This is a genomic window from bacterium Unc6 (genome assembly GCA_013626165.1).
GTDB lineage: Bacteria > Omnitrophota > Gorgyraeia > Velesiimonadales > Velesiimonadaceae > Velesiimonas > Velesiimonas alkalicola.
Map to the genome: position 1 here is coordinate 32295 of NDHX01000010.1, position 17721 is coordinate 50015.

Genomic DNA, 17721 nt, shown 5'->3' on the forward strand with positions numbered 1-17721 from the left:
GAAAGCCCGCCTTTGCCCCGTCCTTTTCAGCGGGGTAAACTTACTTTTTTATCCGAAATAAGTACAGCCTCAAGCTTAAGGATCGCATCTTCTGCATCTTCTCCTTCAGCCTTCAAAATAACTTTTGAACCCCTATCTGCTCCTAGCATCAAGATCCCAATAATAGATTTTCCATCTACTTCGTCTTTGCCATTTGAAACCAAAATCTTACTTTTAAATTTCTTTGCAGCCTGAACAAATATTGTTGCAGGCCTTGCATGTAGACCCTGATGATTTTGTATGATTATTTTTTTTTGTATTTTCATAAAATCTTCACTTTAATTTCAAATAAAGACCTGCTGTTTTTCTCCACTTCAAAATCCCAATAAAACATCATGCAAATCCCCTGATATGTCTTTTCAAATCCTGCCTCCGACCCGGAAACGGTTTGTATGGAATAATACCATAGGCTGCACCGCCTGTGGACGGATATATTTATCTGTTGATTATACCACACATCCTTTATATCTATTGAATCAATGCTCAACATCTGACCCATATCGTTCAATGCAGGGTCTTTTAACAGAAGGTTCAGACTTGTGCCAAAACATAATCCTCGGGCGGTTTCTTTATTTGTGATTAAATACCGTGCACGTATCTCTTTTGTATGCGGGAATAGTGTTATGCTTTTATCAATGGATACGCCAATAACCTGCTCGCCTAACGGCGGAGTCCCTGACTTGCCTAACGGTCCGCCTCGCAGAGGCGAGATCTCCCGCCCCAAAATATAGGCGAGGTCTTTGACGCCAAAGGCGGACGGATCCTTCGATGTATCGAGGTTTAGCAATCCGTCTCTTGTAAGCGAGACCGTTACAGATTTTTTCATTTTATTTATAGACTGAACCCTATAAGGGTTTTTGAGAAAATCACCTACCTCTTTATACTTGGCGCCCGAAAAATCTTCAGCCTTTGCGGTATTATAAAAAAAGTGATCCTGGAATATCCCTCGCTGATAATTGTCGTACACAAGATAATTTTCAAGACCCTGTTCTTTTACCTGCACCGATTCATGTATGCTTGATATTTTGTCTTCTTTGCCGATTGTATCCTGCTTTAATGCCTGTATTTTTGAATGATAGTCTTCTTTGTATCTTGCCAACGTATTCGCTATATTAAAACATTTATCCTTATTATCCAGTTCAATAATACTTCCGCCGTAAGAAGGTTTGATAAGAAGCCAGATGGATTTTGAATTTAGTATGACCTCATCGTTTGTGTCCTTATCTATGTCGCACTTAAAACCCTCAATCCAATCCTGACTCTTATGTTCTTCGGCATCAATCTCGCATTGCGCCTTTATCAACTGTTCATATATGCCGTGTCTTAGGTGCGAAAGATAAAGCCCCCCGAATATGCCATGCCAGTACGCACAGTTACACTGTGCCTTATATAAACTTTTTATCGCCTCACCTTTGGAACCTGCTTTTTCGCTTATGTATAACATCCTTTTGTGCATCCTGTTTGATTCTTCATATTTTACGAGATAATTCCTAAAAAATCCGCCCGACCATTTAAGCATCTCGTTGTATGTTGCACAGGGTATGTAGACCCTTCCCTGAGGAGGGAATTCTTCAAGATATTCGGAAAATGTCGCAGGCTTTAACCAGCTGTTTTCTTTTTCGATTGCGTTGAAAAATTTTTCAAGCCAACCGTTCTGATGCACCCACTGGTGTGTCCCGGGCCAAACACCGAACTTCTCACCGTCATCCATTATGACGACAAGGTTGCCGTATTTTGAACTTTCTCTGATGTATTCTATTGCCTCTTCAACGGGATGAAACGGGATTAGATATCTAAGTTTTTCCGAATCGGGAAATACCGAAATTATTTTCCCCTCATCTTCCGTAATATAATAACCCGGTTTTTTTTCGGGATCTATTCCGACAATCTTTAAATGCGAATCGTCTACAACCGTGTATCCGATGCCCGCATTATGAAGCGTATTTGTTAAGTGAGGTTCCCATACCCTCTCGGCAAGCCAGAAACCCTTAGGGGCGACATTAAACCTGGCTTTTATCCATTTGTCCATCATCCTTATCTGCCCGAGCCTGTCCTTTTCAGGAATAATAGGCAGTATCGGCTCGTAATATCCCCCGCCCATTAGTTCAATCTGTTTTGCATCAACAAGCAGACCTATATCTTTTAAAAAATCCGGCTCATTTTCCTCCATCCAATCCAAAAGACATCCGCTGTAATGTAAAACTACTTTTACGGAAGGATGTCTCTTTATAATATCAATAAGAGGTTTGTATGCCCTGTCAAAGGCCCCTTTTATAACCCAGCCGAAATTACCGGTTGGTTGATGACAGTGAAATCCTAATATAAAATATGTTTCTCTCATATATAAGATCCTTTTAATTTTTTATCTTTTTTGATAAGACTTATTATAATCCGTGCAATCTTATCCGGATTATGGCGAATGCTGCCGAGGGACGGTATATCAGAATACGGTGATATATTTATAACCTCTTCTTCTATAACCCTGTATCCCATCTTTCTTATGTTTTCTATATCGGGGATAACCATTTCTGCCCTCTCGCTCTTATATCTTTCTAATATTATATTCGGAATGTGTGCCGTATTTACTATAACTGTTTGGATAATATCAGGATTTGTATGCTTAATGATTGCCTTTATATGCTCTGATGCGGTATAATGTGCAGTTTCTCTGTATTCAGTCATAACATTACATACATATATCTTTAAAGCCAATGATTGACAGATTGTATCAACAATAGAATTTATAAGAAGATTGGGTAAGATACTGCTGTATAGACTACCCGGACCAAACACTATCGCATCTGCCTGTAATAATGCTTCCAGAACATCAGGTGCTGGCTGGCAGTCGGAGGGTAAAATTTGTACCTCTTTTATCGGAATAGAGTTTTCGGTAAGATTATCTTCTCCCACTGTTTTACTTCCGTCAATATGGTGTGCAACAAGTGTAGCCCTGTCAAGCGTTGACGGTATTACCCTGCCCCTTACTGCAAGTACTTTACTTGATTCTTTTATTGCAGCTCCAAAATCACCTGTTATCTTTGTCATAGCAGTAATAAATATATTCCCAAAACTATGTTCACCCAATTGTGAACCTTTTTCAAACCTAAATTGGAAAAGATCTTGCATAAGAGACTCTGTATCTGCAAGGGCAACAAGACAATTTCTTATATCTCCGGGAGGAAGAATCCCATATTCTTTTCTCAATCTTCCAGAGCTTCCCCCGTCATCCGAAACTGTAACAACAGCAGTAATGTTTGATGTATATTCTTTTAACCCCGAAAGCAAGACAGGAAGTCCGGTTCCGCCACCTATTGCAACAATCCTCGGTCCTTTACTTAAATGTCTTTTTGTATAAATAATATCAAAAAGTTCCTTTTCTCTCTGGGGTATAAACACACCTGCAACCGAACGAACCATCTCCCTTACACCAAACGCTATTATCAAAGAACCTAAAATAATTATAGGAATTCTAATCTGCCAACCCGGTGTAAATTTAAAAAGAAAATCCCACCAGTATGCCCAGGAACCTGCAATAACAATAAGTATTCCAGCAAGGCATAAAAATCCCCATCGCTTTATCTTTAAACCGGGATATAACAACTTTGGTAATTTCACTTTCTATCATCTTCCTGTTGAATAAGTTTTATTATTTCCTGAACATCTTTTGCATTGCGTAAAGAATCTCTTATAAATTTATCTTTCAATAAACGGGATATTCTTGCCAGTGCCTTTAGATGTGGTCCAGGTGTTTCTTCGGGTGTGACAAGAAGAAAAAAGATATAAGAAGGTTCGCCATCTAAAGAATCAAAATCCACACCTTTTTTAGAGACTCCGAGGACACAGGTTAGCCTGTCCACACAATCAGATTTTCCATGTGGGATTGCAACTCCCTGTCCAATACCTGTTGAGCCAAGTGCTTCTCTGTCTAAAAGTATTTTTATAATTTTGTCTTCGATCTTCTGCTTAACATCACCCGACCGGACAAGAAGTTCTACAAGTTCCTTTATAACACCCTCCTTGTCTTTTGACCTTAAATCAAGATTGATTGCTTTTGTATTCAAAAATTCCATAATTCTCATATTCCTCCCCTTTCAAGATAAATTCCATTAACTACCATATCTAATTTACGCTTCCTTCGTACATTCCATATGTTCCATCATCTCTTTTATGGACAATATGAATCTTCCCATCCTCTTTGTTTTTAAACGCAAGTATATCTTTGGCCTCTGTTTCCATTTGAATTATTGCATCGCTGATGGTCATAAGATTTGACGGTGGTAATTGTTTTTCTATAAGAAGACCTGTGCCCACTATCTTGTTCAACAGTCTTTGTCCTTTTTGTGTTGATTTTGAGTACCTTCTTGCTTTATGTTCTCTTACCTTATCCCTAAATCTTGTAAGCCGTTTTTCTATTATGTGCATCACCTTATCAATAGATGAATACATCTGGCCTGTGGTCTCTTTGCACACAATATGAAGATGCCTGCCACTTAATATAACCTCAGCTGTTGTTCTGAACTTTTCTACTGAAAGAATCACATGTGCTTCAACAATTCTGTTAAAATGGTGTTCCAGCTTCTCCACACGAGCCTGTATATGTTGCCGTAAGCCATCTGAAACAACAAAATGCCTTCCTGTAATATTTACATTCAATTTTCTCCCTCCCTATAATGTCATGGCACCAGAGCACCAGAGCACCAGAGCACCAGTCGCCTGTCATCTTTTTTCACATTCTAAACTGCTCTCCTAAATAAATCTGCCTTGCCTTCGTGTCGTTAATAAGCGCCTCGGCTGTTCCTGAAACAAGTATCTCCCCTCTGTTAATTATATATGCCCTGTCGGTGATTGTAAGCGTTTCTCTTACACTATGGTCTGTCAATAATATGCCAAGCCCTTTGTTTTTTAATTGTTTTATAATCTGCTGGACATCAAAAACCGCAATGGGATCAACCCCGCTAAAAGGTTCATCCAAAAGAAGACATAATGGTTGTAGACATAATGCCCTTGTAATCTCAAGCCTTCTTCTTTCTCCTCCTGAAAGTGTATATGCTTTATTTTTTGCAAGATGAGATATCTTTAATTGTTCAAGAAGTATCCCCATCTTTTTTTTCCTCTCTTTTAAAGAAATATTAAGTGTTTCAAGTATTGCCATAATATTTTCTTCAACTGTAAGTCTCTGAAATATAGATGGTTCCTGAGAAAGATACCCAAGTCCAATCCTTGCCCTATGAGAAACAGAGAAACTTGTTATATCCTCCTTATTAAATATAACACTGCCTGAGTCCCCTTTGACACTTCCGACCGTGATATAAAATATTGTTGTTTTGCCTGCACCATTTGGTCCTAAAAGTCCTACAATCTCTCCCCTGTCCACGCTTATAGAAACTCCGTTGACAACCTTTCTTCCGCTATATTGCTTAATTAGATTTTTAATTTCAAGCAAACTCATATGTTGTAAAAATTTCAAACACCAAGATGCGAATTACAAATAAATGTCAAATAACAAATGTCAAATGACAAATAAATGACAAATTCCAAAGTTCAAATATCAAATAGATATCAACAGGTCATACTTTTTGTCATTTAGATTTTAACATTTGGCATTCGTCATCAGCTACCAGTCACCTGTCACCGGTCTCCTGTCAGCTATGTTCTACGATTGATCAGTGTAGCAGATCCTCTGCTGACCTGAATTATTCCCCTGGATAAAATATTAGTTTTGGTCTTTGTTTTTCACCTGTAATTGTAATCTTACCTGTATCTGTATCATAAATACCCTTATCGCCAAAAAGTTCATTTTCACCTTCTTTTAACCTCACATTGCCTTTTGCAATTATCTTCAATATTTTCCTATTCTGTGGGTCAAAAAATACTTCAACAGTGTCAGCAAAAAGCTCTCCTCTGTGATCTATCACATGCACATTTTCATTAAATACGGCTATGGACTTTTGAAAATCCACATCAAGAGGTCCTGTGCAGGTGATAATGGTAGGTTGAAGTGCAGGCTGTCCCTGTTCTTCTTGGGCGCCTGATTTTACTTCAAGTTTGACATCTTCTTTTAACTGTACCTGTTTTAGGCTCACCTCAGCAATTGCTCCTTTTCCAATTGCCTTAATGTTTTCCTTTTCAACAGATACAACATCTTTTGTTGTTATAGTTTTACTTTCTTCTATCCAGTTTAAAGAGTCTGTATACAGATTCACACCGTCGGATGTATGTGCTTTCACATTTTTTCTTAATTCAAGATTATTTGTATTCCTGTCAATTTTTCCCTCATCAGCAACAACCTTTACAAAACCTTCTTCACTATACGCAGTTGCAATGATAGTATCAAGAAGTACAATATTGCCCGCAATAAACTTTGCAGAACTTCCCTCCAGTTCCCATCTGACACCCTGCTGTCCCCTGCCAGATCTGTGTGAAACACGAAATCCTGAAACCTGCTGTTCAACAGGAGGTAGAACATTTTCTTGTACCTTCTTTTCCTGAACTTTACAACCAGAACAAACCGTAGTAATAAATATAAAAATCATAATTTTTCTGTACATATATTCCTCAATTTCTCTATGTTAACATTTACTGTGGACCGTTCTCTGTTCATCGAAGGTCGTATTCTGTAGGCCGTATTCCGTCGTCCGTTTTTTTACAGTATACAAAATACGATATACGAACGACGGCTTTTATCCATCGCCTCATCACCTGTCCCCTTGACTCCTACCTGCTACCTACTATATTTATGTCCCTACGCCAAACCATCTTCTGGATATAATCTGTGACCACATTGTCTGATCAAATTTATTCTGTGCCTTTAAAATAATATTACATACTTCTCTAACAGCACCCTGTCCGCCCCTTGATGTTGTAACAATATGAGATAGTTTTTTTAATTCTTCCTGCGCGCTGTTAACACTTACAGATAAACCGGCCCTCCTGATAGGACCTATATCATCCATATCATCTCCGATATATGCAATCTCTTGTTCTGATACCTTCCATTTCCTGATCACTTTATCAAAATAGCAATTTTTATCTTTTTTTACATTATATACCTTTACACAGGCAAGTTCATTTGCTCTCCTTGAAACTGCTCTACTTTTCCTTACACTGAACCAGATAACAGGTATATTTGCCTTTTTCAAAAGAAGAAGACCAAACCCATCCTGTGCGCTAAAATTCTTTAATTCATCTCCGAAATTATCATATACAATCCTGCCATCTGTAAGAACACCGTCCACATCTGTTATCAGAAGCCTTATTTTTGAAGCCCGTTCTGTTATAATGTCCATTGTCCCTCCTATTCAAACAAAAAACAGCCTTGTATATAAAAAGATGTAAATCTCTTTTACTTTTTCAAACAAATTCTTTAAAAAATCCAGGAATAAAAATTCAGGGGATATAAGACTAAATATGCAGGAGATGAGCAAAAGATTAAAAATATATATAATCTGCATTGAAAGTAAATAACCCACCTGTTCAATATCAGGCTGTTCTATTTTCAATGCCTCGGATGTATTAACAATATGAAATGTAAGTGAGGCGCCTATTGCAAAAATAAAAAAATTAAAATGATCAGAAATTTCTTTCCAGAATATTCCAGCAACATAATAGGCAAGTACAAAAATAAGTGTAAGAATCGGAATTATATACGGGAAAAGCAGTATCAGGATGTTAGACTTCGTGGTTTCAACAGAGCCTCCTTTTGGCAGGATTCTAAACCTTTTAACCCTTCCCCCTGTAAGCCAGGTGGGTATTGCATGAAGCACCTCGTGTGTAAATACATACAAAAATGTCGGTTTATAGATAATGGTATGAAAGATAAGATATGCAAGACACCCTAAAAGGAAAAAGAACGGTTCATCTCCTGATATTTGGACATCCCTTATATAATCGTAAAAAGAAAGAGTTGATGCCACTACAAGGGGGATAAGAAAAATTGTAATAATAAATTTTATAATCCCGCTAAAAAACGAACCTTTTGTTTTAGAATGTTTTTTTGGTGGTTCTTTTTTATTTTTTTCTGATGACATCCTGCCCATCCATGTATTTTATCAAAGCATTCGGAACTTGCACACTCCCATTTTTTTGCTGATAATTTTCAAGTATGCAGATAATTGTTCTTGCAAGAGCAACACCGGAACCGTTCAGTGTATGAACCAGCCCGCTTTTGCCTGTGGTACGATTTTTATACCTTATATTTGCCCTTCGGGCTTGAAAATCCTCAAAGTTTGAACAGGAAGAAACCTCTAGATATGTATTTGCAACATGGGCCCAGCCTTCTATATCATAACACTTGCTTGCGGCAAAACTTGTCCCCTGTGCTGATAACAACATAACCCTGTAGGGAATATTTAACATCTGAAGTATCTTTTCTGCACATCCCAAAAGCGTTTCCAGTTCATCATATGAGTTTTCGGGTTTTACAATCTTCACAAGTTCAACCTTATCAAACTGGTGAACCCTTGTTAAGCCCTTTGTTTCTCTACCATATGTTCCGGCCTCTCTCCTGAAACAGGGCGTATATGCGGTTATATAAAGGGGAAGGTTTTCCTCGGGTATAGCCTCATTTGAATATATATTTGTAAGTGGAACCTCTGCTGTGGGAATAAGAAAAAGGTCATCATCTTTAAGCCTGTACATATCTTCTTCTAATTTTGGAAGTTGACCAGTAGCTGTCATTGAGGCCCTGTTGACAAGAAGCGGCGGCCAAACCTCCTTAAAATTATGCTCCTTTGTATGTGTATCAAGCATAAAACCTATAAGTGCTCTTACAAGTTTTGAACCATCGCCTTTGAACAGTGGAAACGCATGACCTGTAATTTTTGCCGCCCTCTGCATATCAAGTATATCAAGTTCTTCTGCTATCTGCATATGATTTTTAGGCTGAAAGTTAAATTTCCTGAATTTTCCCCATTGCCGTATAATTCTATTTTCAGAAGCAGGACCAACCGGAACACTATTATGCAAAATATTGGGAATTATCCAAAGTATCTTGTTAATCTGTTCCTCTTTTTCTTTTATGACACAATCAATCTGTTGTATCTTATTTGAAACAAAACGCATTTCCTCTATTATCAGATGCGTATCCTTCCCCTGTTTTTTTAGTAGTGCAATTTCCTCGCTTGCAGTATTCTTTTTATGCTTTAAAGCGTCAGCCTCTATTAGAAGCCGTCTTCTTTCCTCATCTAAACAAATAAGTTTATCAATATCTACTGCATAACCAGAACGTGCTCTTATTACCCACTCTACCTTTTCAATGTTTTCTCTGATATATTTGATGTCTAACATTTTTTATTCCTTTTATTTTTCAGTTTTTTTTCAGGTGTAGTATATAGAAAATTTAAAAAATTAAAGCAGGCAGTTAGCAGTTTTTTACTACTTGCAGCCCACTATTTTTAGCATTTGCCCTCATGGAAACTGAGGAACGGAGACTTGATATTTAATGTTTTTTTAAAATAATATACACCGCTACTTATCAGAAAATGCTACAACTGAAATCTTATCACCTTATTCCCACTCAATTGTTGAAGGAGGTTTTGAACTTATATCAAAAACAACCCTGTTTATACCCTGAATCTCATTTATTATCCTGTTTGATATCTTTGTAAGCGTCTTGCTGGGAATTCTTGCCCAATCTGCTGTCATCCCATCCTGGCTGGTAACCGCACGGATAACAACCGCATTCTGGTATGTTCTTTTGTCCCCCATTATTCCAACACTTTTTACAGGAAGAAGAACAGCAAATGCCTGCCATAACCATCTGTACAGACCGGCAAGCCTTATTTCTTCTTCAACAACAGCATCTGCCTGACGAAGAATCCTTAATCTTTCTTCCGTAATACTTCCTATTATACGAACAGAAAATCCAGGGCCAGGGAACGGATGCCTGAATATTATTTCTTCTGATATATTTAATTCTCGCCCAACCTGACGAACCTCATCCTTAAAAAGAAACCTTAACGGCTCTATAAGTTTTAGTTTCATTTTTTTGGGAAGCCCCCCTACATTGTGATGACTCTTTATTATGCTTGAGGGTCCTCCATATACAGAGCGGGATTCAATGACATCGGGATAGAGAGTTCCCTGTGCAAGAAATTGGACAGACTTTATTTTTTTTGCCGCAGACTCAAACACTTTTATAAACTCTGCTCCTATTATCTTTCTTTTTTTTTCAGGGTCTGCTACACCCTCTAATTTTTTAAGAAACCTCTTTCTTGCATCAACAGACACAAGGTCTATATGAAAATGCCTTCCAAATGTTTCTTTCACTCTTTCAGCCTCACCCTGCCTGAGAAGTCCATTGTCAACAAATATACACTTAAGTTGGTTGCCTATGGCCTGGTGTATAAGAACAGCAGCAACAGACGAATCCACTCCACCGCTTAAGCCAAGGACAACCTTCCCCTGTCCTGCCTGACTTTTTATCCTTTTCACAGACTCATCTATAAAAGAACGCATAGTCCATAAACCTTTGCACTTACAAACCCTTTTAAGAAAATTTGCTATCATCCTTGTTCCAAAAGCAGTGTGGACAACCTCAGGATGAAACTGAACTGCGAAAAGTTCTCTTTTTATATTCGCCATTGCTGCAAATTTAGTACTGTTGGTTGTTGCTAACACCACAAAGCCCGGAGGAATCTTTGACACAAAATCACAATGACTTGTCCAAACAGGACTTTTTTTTGGAATAGAAACAAAAAAATCATTTTTGCTCATAATCTCTAATTCCGCATAACCATATTCCCTTGTTTTTGCTTTGTGGACAAGACCGCCCAAAAGATGTGCCATAACCTGCATACCATAACATATACCAAGAACAGGAATCCCAATTTCAAATAACTCCCTACCACACATAGGAGCATTTTTTTCATAAACACTTGCAGGTCCGCCCGAAAGTATAATCCCGGACACGCCTGCCTGTTTTATATCTTTAATCTTTACTATATGAGGGACCACTTCACAATATACATGTTCTGCACGAACCCTTCTTGCAATAAGTTGAACATACTGTGAGCCAAAATCTATAATCCATATCAGTTCTTTTTTCATATTTTTTTTAGATTTAATCCGTCCAAAACGGCATCAAGTAGACTTTGAGCAACGTTTTTTACCTTCGCATCGGAATCACCCTCAACCATAACCCTTACCAAAGGTTCTGTCCCCGAATATCTTACGACAATCCTTCCATATTTACCCAACCTTCTGTTTGCATCTTCTAACGCTTTCTTATACAATTCAATCTTATCCAACGGGACCTTATTCTTGACGGGTGCATTTAACAAAATCTGAGGAAATTTTTTCATACAGGAGGAAAGATCCTCTAATGTTTTTCCTGTTTTATTCATAAATTTAAGAACCTGTATTAGTGTAACAATCCCATCACCTGCTGTTGAGCACCTTAAAAATATAATGTGCCCGGACTGTTCGCCCCCTATAACATAATTTCCTTTTAACATCTCATCAAGAACATTTTTATCCCCGACAGCCGTTCTTATCAGCCTTGCCCCGTTTTCCTTTAATGCAATCTCTAATCCAAGATTACTCATAACAGTTCCAACAACAGTGTTACAGGATAAAATCCCTTCTTTTAACATATCAAGCCCAAGCATTGCAAGAACAAAATCTCCATCCACAATATTTCCTTTTGCATCACAAAAAATTGCCCTGTCAGCATCGCCGTCTAATGCAACACCTATATCTGCCTTATCGGTTCGCACAATATTACATATATTTTCAGGACAGGTTGAACCGCACCCTTTATTTATATTTACGCCGTCGGGTGCATTTGAATACACCATAACACTTGCATCTATCTGTTTTAAAAATTTTTCTATAATATAAGAAGCAGCACCATTGGCACAATCAACAGATATTTTTAAGTCTTGGACATTCAAACCATCGGAGACTCCACCGTTGGGCAAGCGGGCAACCCCTGCTAAATAATCAAGATAAATATCTTCACACATCTTTCCTGCATCCTCAATAACAGGACTGGTTGTTATATCTGTTCTATCTTCAAATAAAAGCCTTTCAATTTCTCTTTCATATTTAGACGCAATCTTTATACCATCTGAACTGAATATTTTTATTCCGTTGTATTCAGACGGATTATGTGAGGCAGAGATACTTATACCCGCATCGGCTTTCATCTTTTTAACAAGCACAGACATAGCAGGAGTTGGAAGCAGACCCGCATCTAAAACTGTTGTTCCATATTTTGTCATACCTGAACACAGATCAGAAAAAATAGACTGACCTGAACATCTTCCATCCCTGCATAAGACAATACTTTTTGCATCAAGCAGCCTTGAAAGGAAAAAACCGATGTTTTTCACTGTGTGTTTATCCAATGGCCACTTGTTATATTCTGCTCTTAATCCATCGGTATTAAATATTATGGGTATGTTTTTCATATATCGGTTATTCTTTTATTTTTTGGCCCTTATAATATGATACAGCATTCCACCCCGCCTCTGCACCTTCTCCGCAGGCAGATATTGCCTGTTTAAAACTCCCAGAACGAACATCCCCGCAGGCAAAAATACCTTCGGCAGAGGTTTGAAAATTTTTATCTGTAATAATATATCCATCTTCATCTAATTTTAGAAAGGAAAACTTTTTCGTCTGTGGTTCGGTGCCTATGTGTATAAAAACTGCATCTGTTTTCAGTCTCATTATCTTGCCCGCATGAGCAGATTTTATAACAATCTCTTCAACATTCTGTTCACCTGTTATTTGTTCAATAATATATCCAAGAAATGTTTTTACACCGGACAATTCAAACTGTTTTATAACATCAGGACTGGCACGGTATTGTTCTCTTCTATGAATAAGCATAACCCTGCAATTGATACTGGAAAGATATGATGCATCTGTAAGTGCCCGATTACCTCCGCCTATAACTACAACATCTTTTCCCTTAAAAAAAGGGCCATCACAGGTTGCGCAATAAGAAACCCCTCTGCCTGCAAACCGCTCTTCTCCAGGGACATTCAATAGTTTAGGTTTAAGACCTGTTGCAATAACAATTGCTTTTGTTTCATAAATGCCGTCCTGTGTACATACACCATATTCTTCGCCTTGTGTTATTTCTTGTGCCTCTTCATATCTTATATCACAACCGGCCTTTTTTGCAGACTCAAACATCTTTTCTGCAAGTTCAAAACCTGTTATACCTTCAGGAAAACCGGGATAATTTTCTATTCTATATGCCTTGCCAATCTGCCCACCGTGAAACTGTCTTTCTAATATAAGAACATTTGCTCCCCACCTTCCGCAATAAAGTCCTGCTGTAAGTCCTGACGGACCGGCGCCTATTATTACCACATCAGTTTTTTGTTTCAATATGCCATCCCCTTTTTAAAAGGCAACAGGATACAGGCGACGAGGTGACAGGGAAAAAAGTTTTTGTTGTTCTGTTTTCCTCGTCACCAGTCACCCGTATTCCGTCATCCGTAGTCCGTATTTCGTTGTCCGTATTCCGTATTTTATATTTTTGATGGGATACGGTATACGAATAACGGCCTTTATCCGTCACCTGTTTTACGGTACTGCCTGAACAGACTTTACTTGAGGAATTTTTTCTTTTAGCACCTTCTCTATTCTCGTTTGAAGTGTAATATGAGCCATAGGACAGGAGCCGCAGGCACCTTTTAGCCTTACCTTAACAACCCCTTCTGGAGTAACCTCTACAAGTTCCACATCCCCGCCATCTTTTTTAAGATTCTCACGAACCTCTTTTAGTGCTTCTTCAACCTTTTCCCTCATATTTTCTCTCCTTTTTTAATACACATATCATCCAGAACACATTTGTTATGTTGAGGATTTTTTGCTGCGCAAACATTTCTTCCTAAGTTTATAATTAGATATGAAATCTTTATCCATTTCTCTTTAGGAACAATATTCATTAAATCTTTTTCTATTTTTTCAGGGTCTTTATTATTGGTCAAGCCCAACCTGTAACAAACTCTTTTCACATGTGTATCTACAATAATACCCTGGCTTTTTCCAAAAGCCTGCCCCAAAACAACATTGGCTGTTTTTCTTGCAACGCCCGGCAACAGTAAAAGTTCTTCCATATTATCAGGTATTTTCCCTTTAAATTTATCCCTTACCATTTTTGCAGCAGATATAATATTTTTAGCCTTGTTCTTATAAAATCCTGTTGAATATATAATTTTTTCAAATTCTTTTATATCTGCATTTGCATAATCTTCAACTGTTCTATATTTTTCAAAAAGCACCTTTGCAACATCATTTACCCTTACATCCGTGCACTGCGCAGAAAGAATTGTTGCTACAAGAAGCTCAAATGGATTAGAATACTTAAGTGCAGTTGTTGCGCCGGGATATACTTTCTCAAGTCTTTTTATAATCTCACCCACTTTTTCCACAAGTTTATTATATATTGAAATATCAATTAAGTCAAAAACTTGCCTTGAGCCTGTAAATCTGATAAAATAACAGATATGAATAAAGAAACTGTTCTGAATATATTTAAAAAATATAATGCCTTATTAGAAGGACATTTTAGTCTTTCAAGCGGACTTCACAGTCCAAACTATCTTCAGTGTGCGATATTGTTGCAGTATCCTGATGTTTCTGAAATCCTTTGTAAAGAAATTGCAGATAATTTTAAAAGCGACGGCATAACCGTAGTAGCAGGGCCTGCAATAGGAGGGATATTAGTTGCATATGAAATTGCACGCGCAATAAAATGCAGGTCTATATTTACAGAAAAAGAAAACGGCAGGATGACATTAAGAAGAGGATTTGAAATAAATCCCTTGGACAGGGTCCTTGTTGTAGAAGATGTGATAACAACGGGTGGTTCGGTACTTAAGATATTGGAACTTATAAAAGAAAAAAAAGCATATATTGCGGGTGTTGGTTCAATAGTTGATAGAAGTGCAAGTGTGGCTAACTTCGGGCACTCTCTGGGTGTAAAGTTTGTTAAACTTCTTACAATAAATGTCCGTGTGTATAAACAAGAAGAATGCCCTCTTTGTAAAAAAAACATACCCCTGACAAAACCTGGAAGCAGAAAATGATAAGACTTGTTATATTTGATTTGGATGGGACACTTGTAGATGATTACGAAACAATACAAAAAGCACTAAACTATACATTATTAAAGATTAAGATACCTGAACAGACACTTGATGCGGTTAAAAAAGATGTTGGACTCGGATTAGAAAATATGCTTTCTAAATTTATCCCCGAGGGAATGATAAAAGATGCTGTTTTGATATACAGGGAAAAATATTCAAAAATACTTGGCACACATACAAAGGTTCTTCCCTTTGTGGAAGAAACATTGAAAAGATTAAAAGAACTGGGCGTAAAAATAGCGGTTGCAAGCAATAAAACAGGAAATTTTTCAAGAAAATTGGTTAAAATGTTCCCCATACACAAGCATATTGACCTTGTGCTATGCGGGGATGATGTTCAAAATCACAAGCCAGCCCCTGAACTCTTACTTCAAATCATAAAATATTTCAATGTCCCGAAGGAAGACACACTTTATGTTGGTGATATGACAATTGATATAGAGACAGGCAAAAATGCAGGTATAAAAACAATTGCTGTGCTTACGGGTTCAAATGATTTTGAAACACTTAAAAAAAGCAAAGCAGAATATATACATCAGAATATCTCTTGTGTATTACAATATATCACATAGTTCTTACTGAAAAACCCATCAATAAATAGTTTCCATACTTTTTCAACAAAAACTACATAATTAAAAAGAGGAGGTAAAATGGATGAATTAACAAAAGAGGCAAAAAAAATTTTAGAACAGATAAAAGAAGCCCGGAGGTATCTTTGACTTAGAGTCTAAACAGGCTCGCATATTAAGTATAGAAGAACAGATCTTAAAACAGGATTTCTGGAAAGACAGCCAGGCAGCAACAAAAATCATCCAGGAATTAAAAATACTAAAAACACAGGTTCAACCCTGGGATGAGGTCCAAAAACAGGCTTCTGATATATTAGAATTTTCTGAAATTGTTGAAAAAAACGAAACTTCTGAAATAGAACAGATCCGAAAAGAACTACAAAGTATTTCAGAAAAAATAAAAAAGATTGAAACAATCTCACTTTTCACCGCAGAACACGACCACTCAAACGCCTTTCTTACAATACATTCAGGGGCCGGAGGAACAGAGTCCTGTGATTGGGTATCAATGCTATTGCGTATGTATAAAAGATGGGCTGAGAACAAACAATACAAATCTCAGATTCTTGACTATCTTACAGGAGAATCAGCGGGCATAAAAAGTGCAACCATACTTATAACAGGTGAATATGCATATGGGAATTTAAGATCCGAAAACGGTGTCCATAGACTTGTTCGCATATCTCCTTTTGATTCAAATAAAAGAAGGCACACATCGTTTGCCTCTGTGGATGTTATCCCTCAGATAGAAGATGATGTCCCTGTTGAAATAAAAGAAGCGGACTTAAAAATAGATGTCTACAGGGCAAGCGGCCCCGGCGGTCAGGGAGTAAATACAACAGACTCTGCTGTTCGTATCACACATATACCAACCAATATTATAGTGCAATGCCAAAATGAACGTTCCCAATTAAAAAACAAGGCAAGTGCAATGAAAGTTTTAAAGGCAAGAATTTACGAAATAGAGAGAAAAAAGAAAGAAGAAAAGATGATAAAACTTCACGGCGTAAAACAAAAAATAGAATGGGGAAGCCAGATTCGTTCTTACATACTTCAACCATATACATTAGTAAAAGACCATAGAACAGATATTGAGGTGGGCAACACACAATCTGTCCTTGACGGAGATATAGATATTTTTATTGAAGGCTACCTGAAAAAGATAGTAGATAGAAGATAGTAAGTATGTAGTAAATAGTAGGTAGGAGGTACTGGAAAAAATGGTGACAGGCAACTGGTGCTCTGGTGCTCCGGAGACTGGTTTTCCAGTTACCGGTTACCAGTTGTCTGTATTCTGTTGCCTTAAAAAAGGGGCTGTAGCTCAGTGAGGGAGAGCAACAGGCTGGCAGTCTGTGGGTCAGGGGTTCGAATCCCCTCAGCTCCACCAAGAAAATAGGAGATAGTAGGTAGTAGGTAGGAAAAAAAGATAAAAGATATTGAGTGAAATGCAGAAAATAGATTGTATTGGAGTATCCCCCTGACACAGAAAGGGGTTCGGGGAAAGAAGGCTTTCCCCATTGTTCAAGGGGTAATTCAAAGGGGTGAAACCCCTGTGAAGCGTAAGCGGGTCAGTGGGTTCGAATCCCCTCAGCTCCACCAAGAAAATAGGAGATAGTAGGTAGTAGGTAGGAAAAAAAGATAAAAGATATTGAGTGAAATGCAGAAAAACAGCGGACGATGTCAGAATTTTCTTTGAGTAAAATCCAGACGCCGACTGACGCAAAATTGTTTCGCAATTTTGCCAACGACTCACAGGCAAAAATTCCTGGTGGGGATGACACTCAGACCCCCTTCCTTTTTGCCCGCCCGCATTTGCCCGCTTCGCGGGCGAGCCGCCGATTTTTAGAAAAGAAAAAAGGTAAATGCCCTTGCCCCATCCCTCCCGCCTGCCCCGTAGTCAGATTTGCTGTACTACTGGGGTGCGCGGGCATTTGAAATTAAACTCCCTAAAAATCTCTTTACATTATGAAAATAATTTTGGTGTGGGGGTTTTCGATTGTGATTAC

Annotated in this window: 18 protein-coding genes and 1 tRNA gene; 4 read left to right on the plus strand and 15 right to left on the minus strand. The window is 37.9% G+C overall.

Annotated elements, in window-relative coordinates:
- Nucleotides 1-26: 26 nt before the first annotated feature.
- From B9J78_05370 to B9J78_05440, 15 genes are all read right to left on the minus strand, one after another.
- Nucleotides 27-305, minus strand: coding sequence for a hypothetical protein (locus B9J78_05370; protein MBA2124347.1), 279 nt, complete (start codon nt 303-305; stop codon nt 27-29).
- A complete protein-coding gene (locus B9J78_05375) occupies nt 302-2380 on the minus strand; it encodes a hypothetical protein (GenBank protein ID MBA2124348.1) in 2079 nt (692 codons plus the stop codon). Before B9J78_05375 ends, B9J78_05370 begins: the two co-directional genes overlap by 4 nt.
- Entirely contained in the window at nt 2377-3654 is a 1278-nt protein-coding gene (locus tag B9J78_05380; GenBank protein MBA2124349.1) for a hypothetical protein, read from the minus strand. Before B9J78_05380 ends, B9J78_05375 begins: the two co-directional genes overlap by 4 nt.
- Complete coding sequence (locus B9J78_05385) at nt 3651-4118, minus strand: hypothetical protein (GenBank protein ID MBA2124350.1); 468 nt, start codon at nt 4116-4118, stop codon at nt 3651-3653. The genes B9J78_05380 and B9J78_05385 overlap by 4 nt, the downstream gene beginning before the upstream one ends.
- 40 nt (nt 4119-4158) lie before the next feature.
- Nucleotides 4159-4692 (minus strand): ribosomal subunit interface protein, encoded by a 534-nt coding sequence (locus tag B9J78_05390; GenBank protein ID MBA2124351.1) that lies wholly within the window; start codon nt 4690-4692, stop codon nt 4159-4161.
- 73 nt (nt 4693-4765) lie between these two features.
- Nucleotides 4766-5488, minus strand: a complete 723-nt coding sequence (locus tag B9J78_05395) for an LPS export ABC transporter ATP-binding protein (GenBank protein MBA2124352.1) — start codon at nt 5486-5488, stop codon at nt 4766-4768.
- A gap of 244 nt (nt 5489-5732) precedes the next feature.
- Nucleotides 5733-6587 carry an LPS export ABC transporter periplasmic protein LptC gene (locus B9J78_05400; protein ID MBA2124353.1) on the minus strand — a complete coding sequence of 285 codons (855 nt, stop codon included), beginning with the start codon at nt 6585-6587 and terminating at the stop codon, nt 5733-5735.
- 186 nt (nt 6588-6773) lie between these two features.
- Nucleotides 6774-7325 (minus strand): hypothetical protein, encoded by a 552-nt coding sequence (locus B9J78_05405; GenBank protein ID MBA2124354.1) that lies wholly within the window; start codon nt 7323-7325, stop codon nt 6774-6776.
- Nucleotides 7326-7337: 12 nt separating this feature from the next.
- On the minus strand, nt 7338-8075 hold the full coding sequence (locus B9J78_05410) for a hypothetical protein (protein MBA2124355.1): 738 nt from the start codon (nt 8073-8075) through the stop codon (nt 7338-7340).
- Complete coding sequence (locus tag B9J78_05415; GenBank protein MBA2124356.1) at nt 8047-9324, minus strand: serine--tRNA ligase; 1278 nt, start codon at nt 9322-9324, stop codon at nt 8047-8049. Before B9J78_05415 ends, B9J78_05410 begins: the two co-directional genes overlap by 29 nt.
- Before the next feature lie 219 nt (nt 9325-9543).
- On the minus strand, nt 9544-11085 hold the full coding sequence (locus B9J78_05420) for a GMP synthase (glutamine-hydrolyzing) (GenBank protein ID MBA2124357.1): 1542 nt from the start codon (nt 11083-11085) through the stop codon (nt 9544-9546).
- Entirely contained in the window at nt 11082-12449 is a 1368-nt protein-coding gene (locus B9J78_05425; protein ID MBA2124358.1) for a phosphoglucosamine mutase, read from the minus strand. The genes B9J78_05420 and B9J78_05425 overlap by 4 nt, the downstream gene beginning before the upstream one ends.
- A gap of 7 nt (nt 12450-12456) precedes the next feature.
- Nucleotides 12457-13383, minus strand: a complete 927-nt coding sequence (locus B9J78_05430) for a hypothetical protein (protein MBA2124359.1) — start codon at nt 13381-13383, stop codon at nt 12457-12459.
- 195 nt (nt 13384-13578) lie between these two features.
- On the minus strand, nt 13579-13803 hold the full coding sequence (locus B9J78_05435) for a hypothetical protein (protein ID MBA2124360.1): 225 nt from the start codon (nt 13801-13803) through the stop codon (nt 13579-13581).
- Nucleotides 13800-14444 carry an endonuclease III gene (locus tag B9J78_05440; protein MBA2124361.1) on the minus strand — a complete coding sequence of 215 codons (645 nt, stop codon included), beginning with the start codon at nt 14442-14444 and terminating at the stop codon, nt 13800-13802. Before B9J78_05440 ends, B9J78_05435 begins: the two co-directional genes overlap by 4 nt.
- Nucleotides 14445-14504: 60 nt before the next feature.
- Here B9J78_05440 and B9J78_05445 point away from each other — a divergent pair, with 60 nt between their 5' ends.
- The 4 genes from B9J78_05445 to B9J78_05460 all read left to right on the plus strand — a co-directional run bounded on the left by B9J78_05445 (nt 14505) and on the right by B9J78_05460 (nt 17102).
- Nucleotides 14505-15086 (plus strand): orotate phosphoribosyltransferase, encoded by a 582-nt coding sequence (locus B9J78_05445; protein MBA2124362.1) that lies wholly within the window; start codon nt 14505-14507, stop codon nt 15084-15086.
- A complete protein-coding gene (locus B9J78_05450) occupies nt 15083-15718 on the plus strand; it encodes a hypothetical protein (GenBank protein MBA2124363.1) in 636 nt (211 codons plus the stop codon). Before B9J78_05445 ends, B9J78_05450 begins: the two co-directional genes overlap by 4 nt.
- Nucleotides 15719-15857: 139 nt before the next feature.
- Nucleotides 15858-16895, plus strand: coding sequence for a peptide chain release factor 2 (locus tag B9J78_05455; protein MBA2124364.1), 1038 nt, complete (start codon nt 15858-15860; stop codon nt 16893-16895).
- A 130-nt stretch (nt 16896-17025) separates the two neighbouring features.
- Nucleotides 17026-17102: transfer RNA gene (locus B9J78_05460), tRNA-Ala, on the plus strand.
- Nucleotides 17103-17721: the final 619 nt, after the last annotated feature.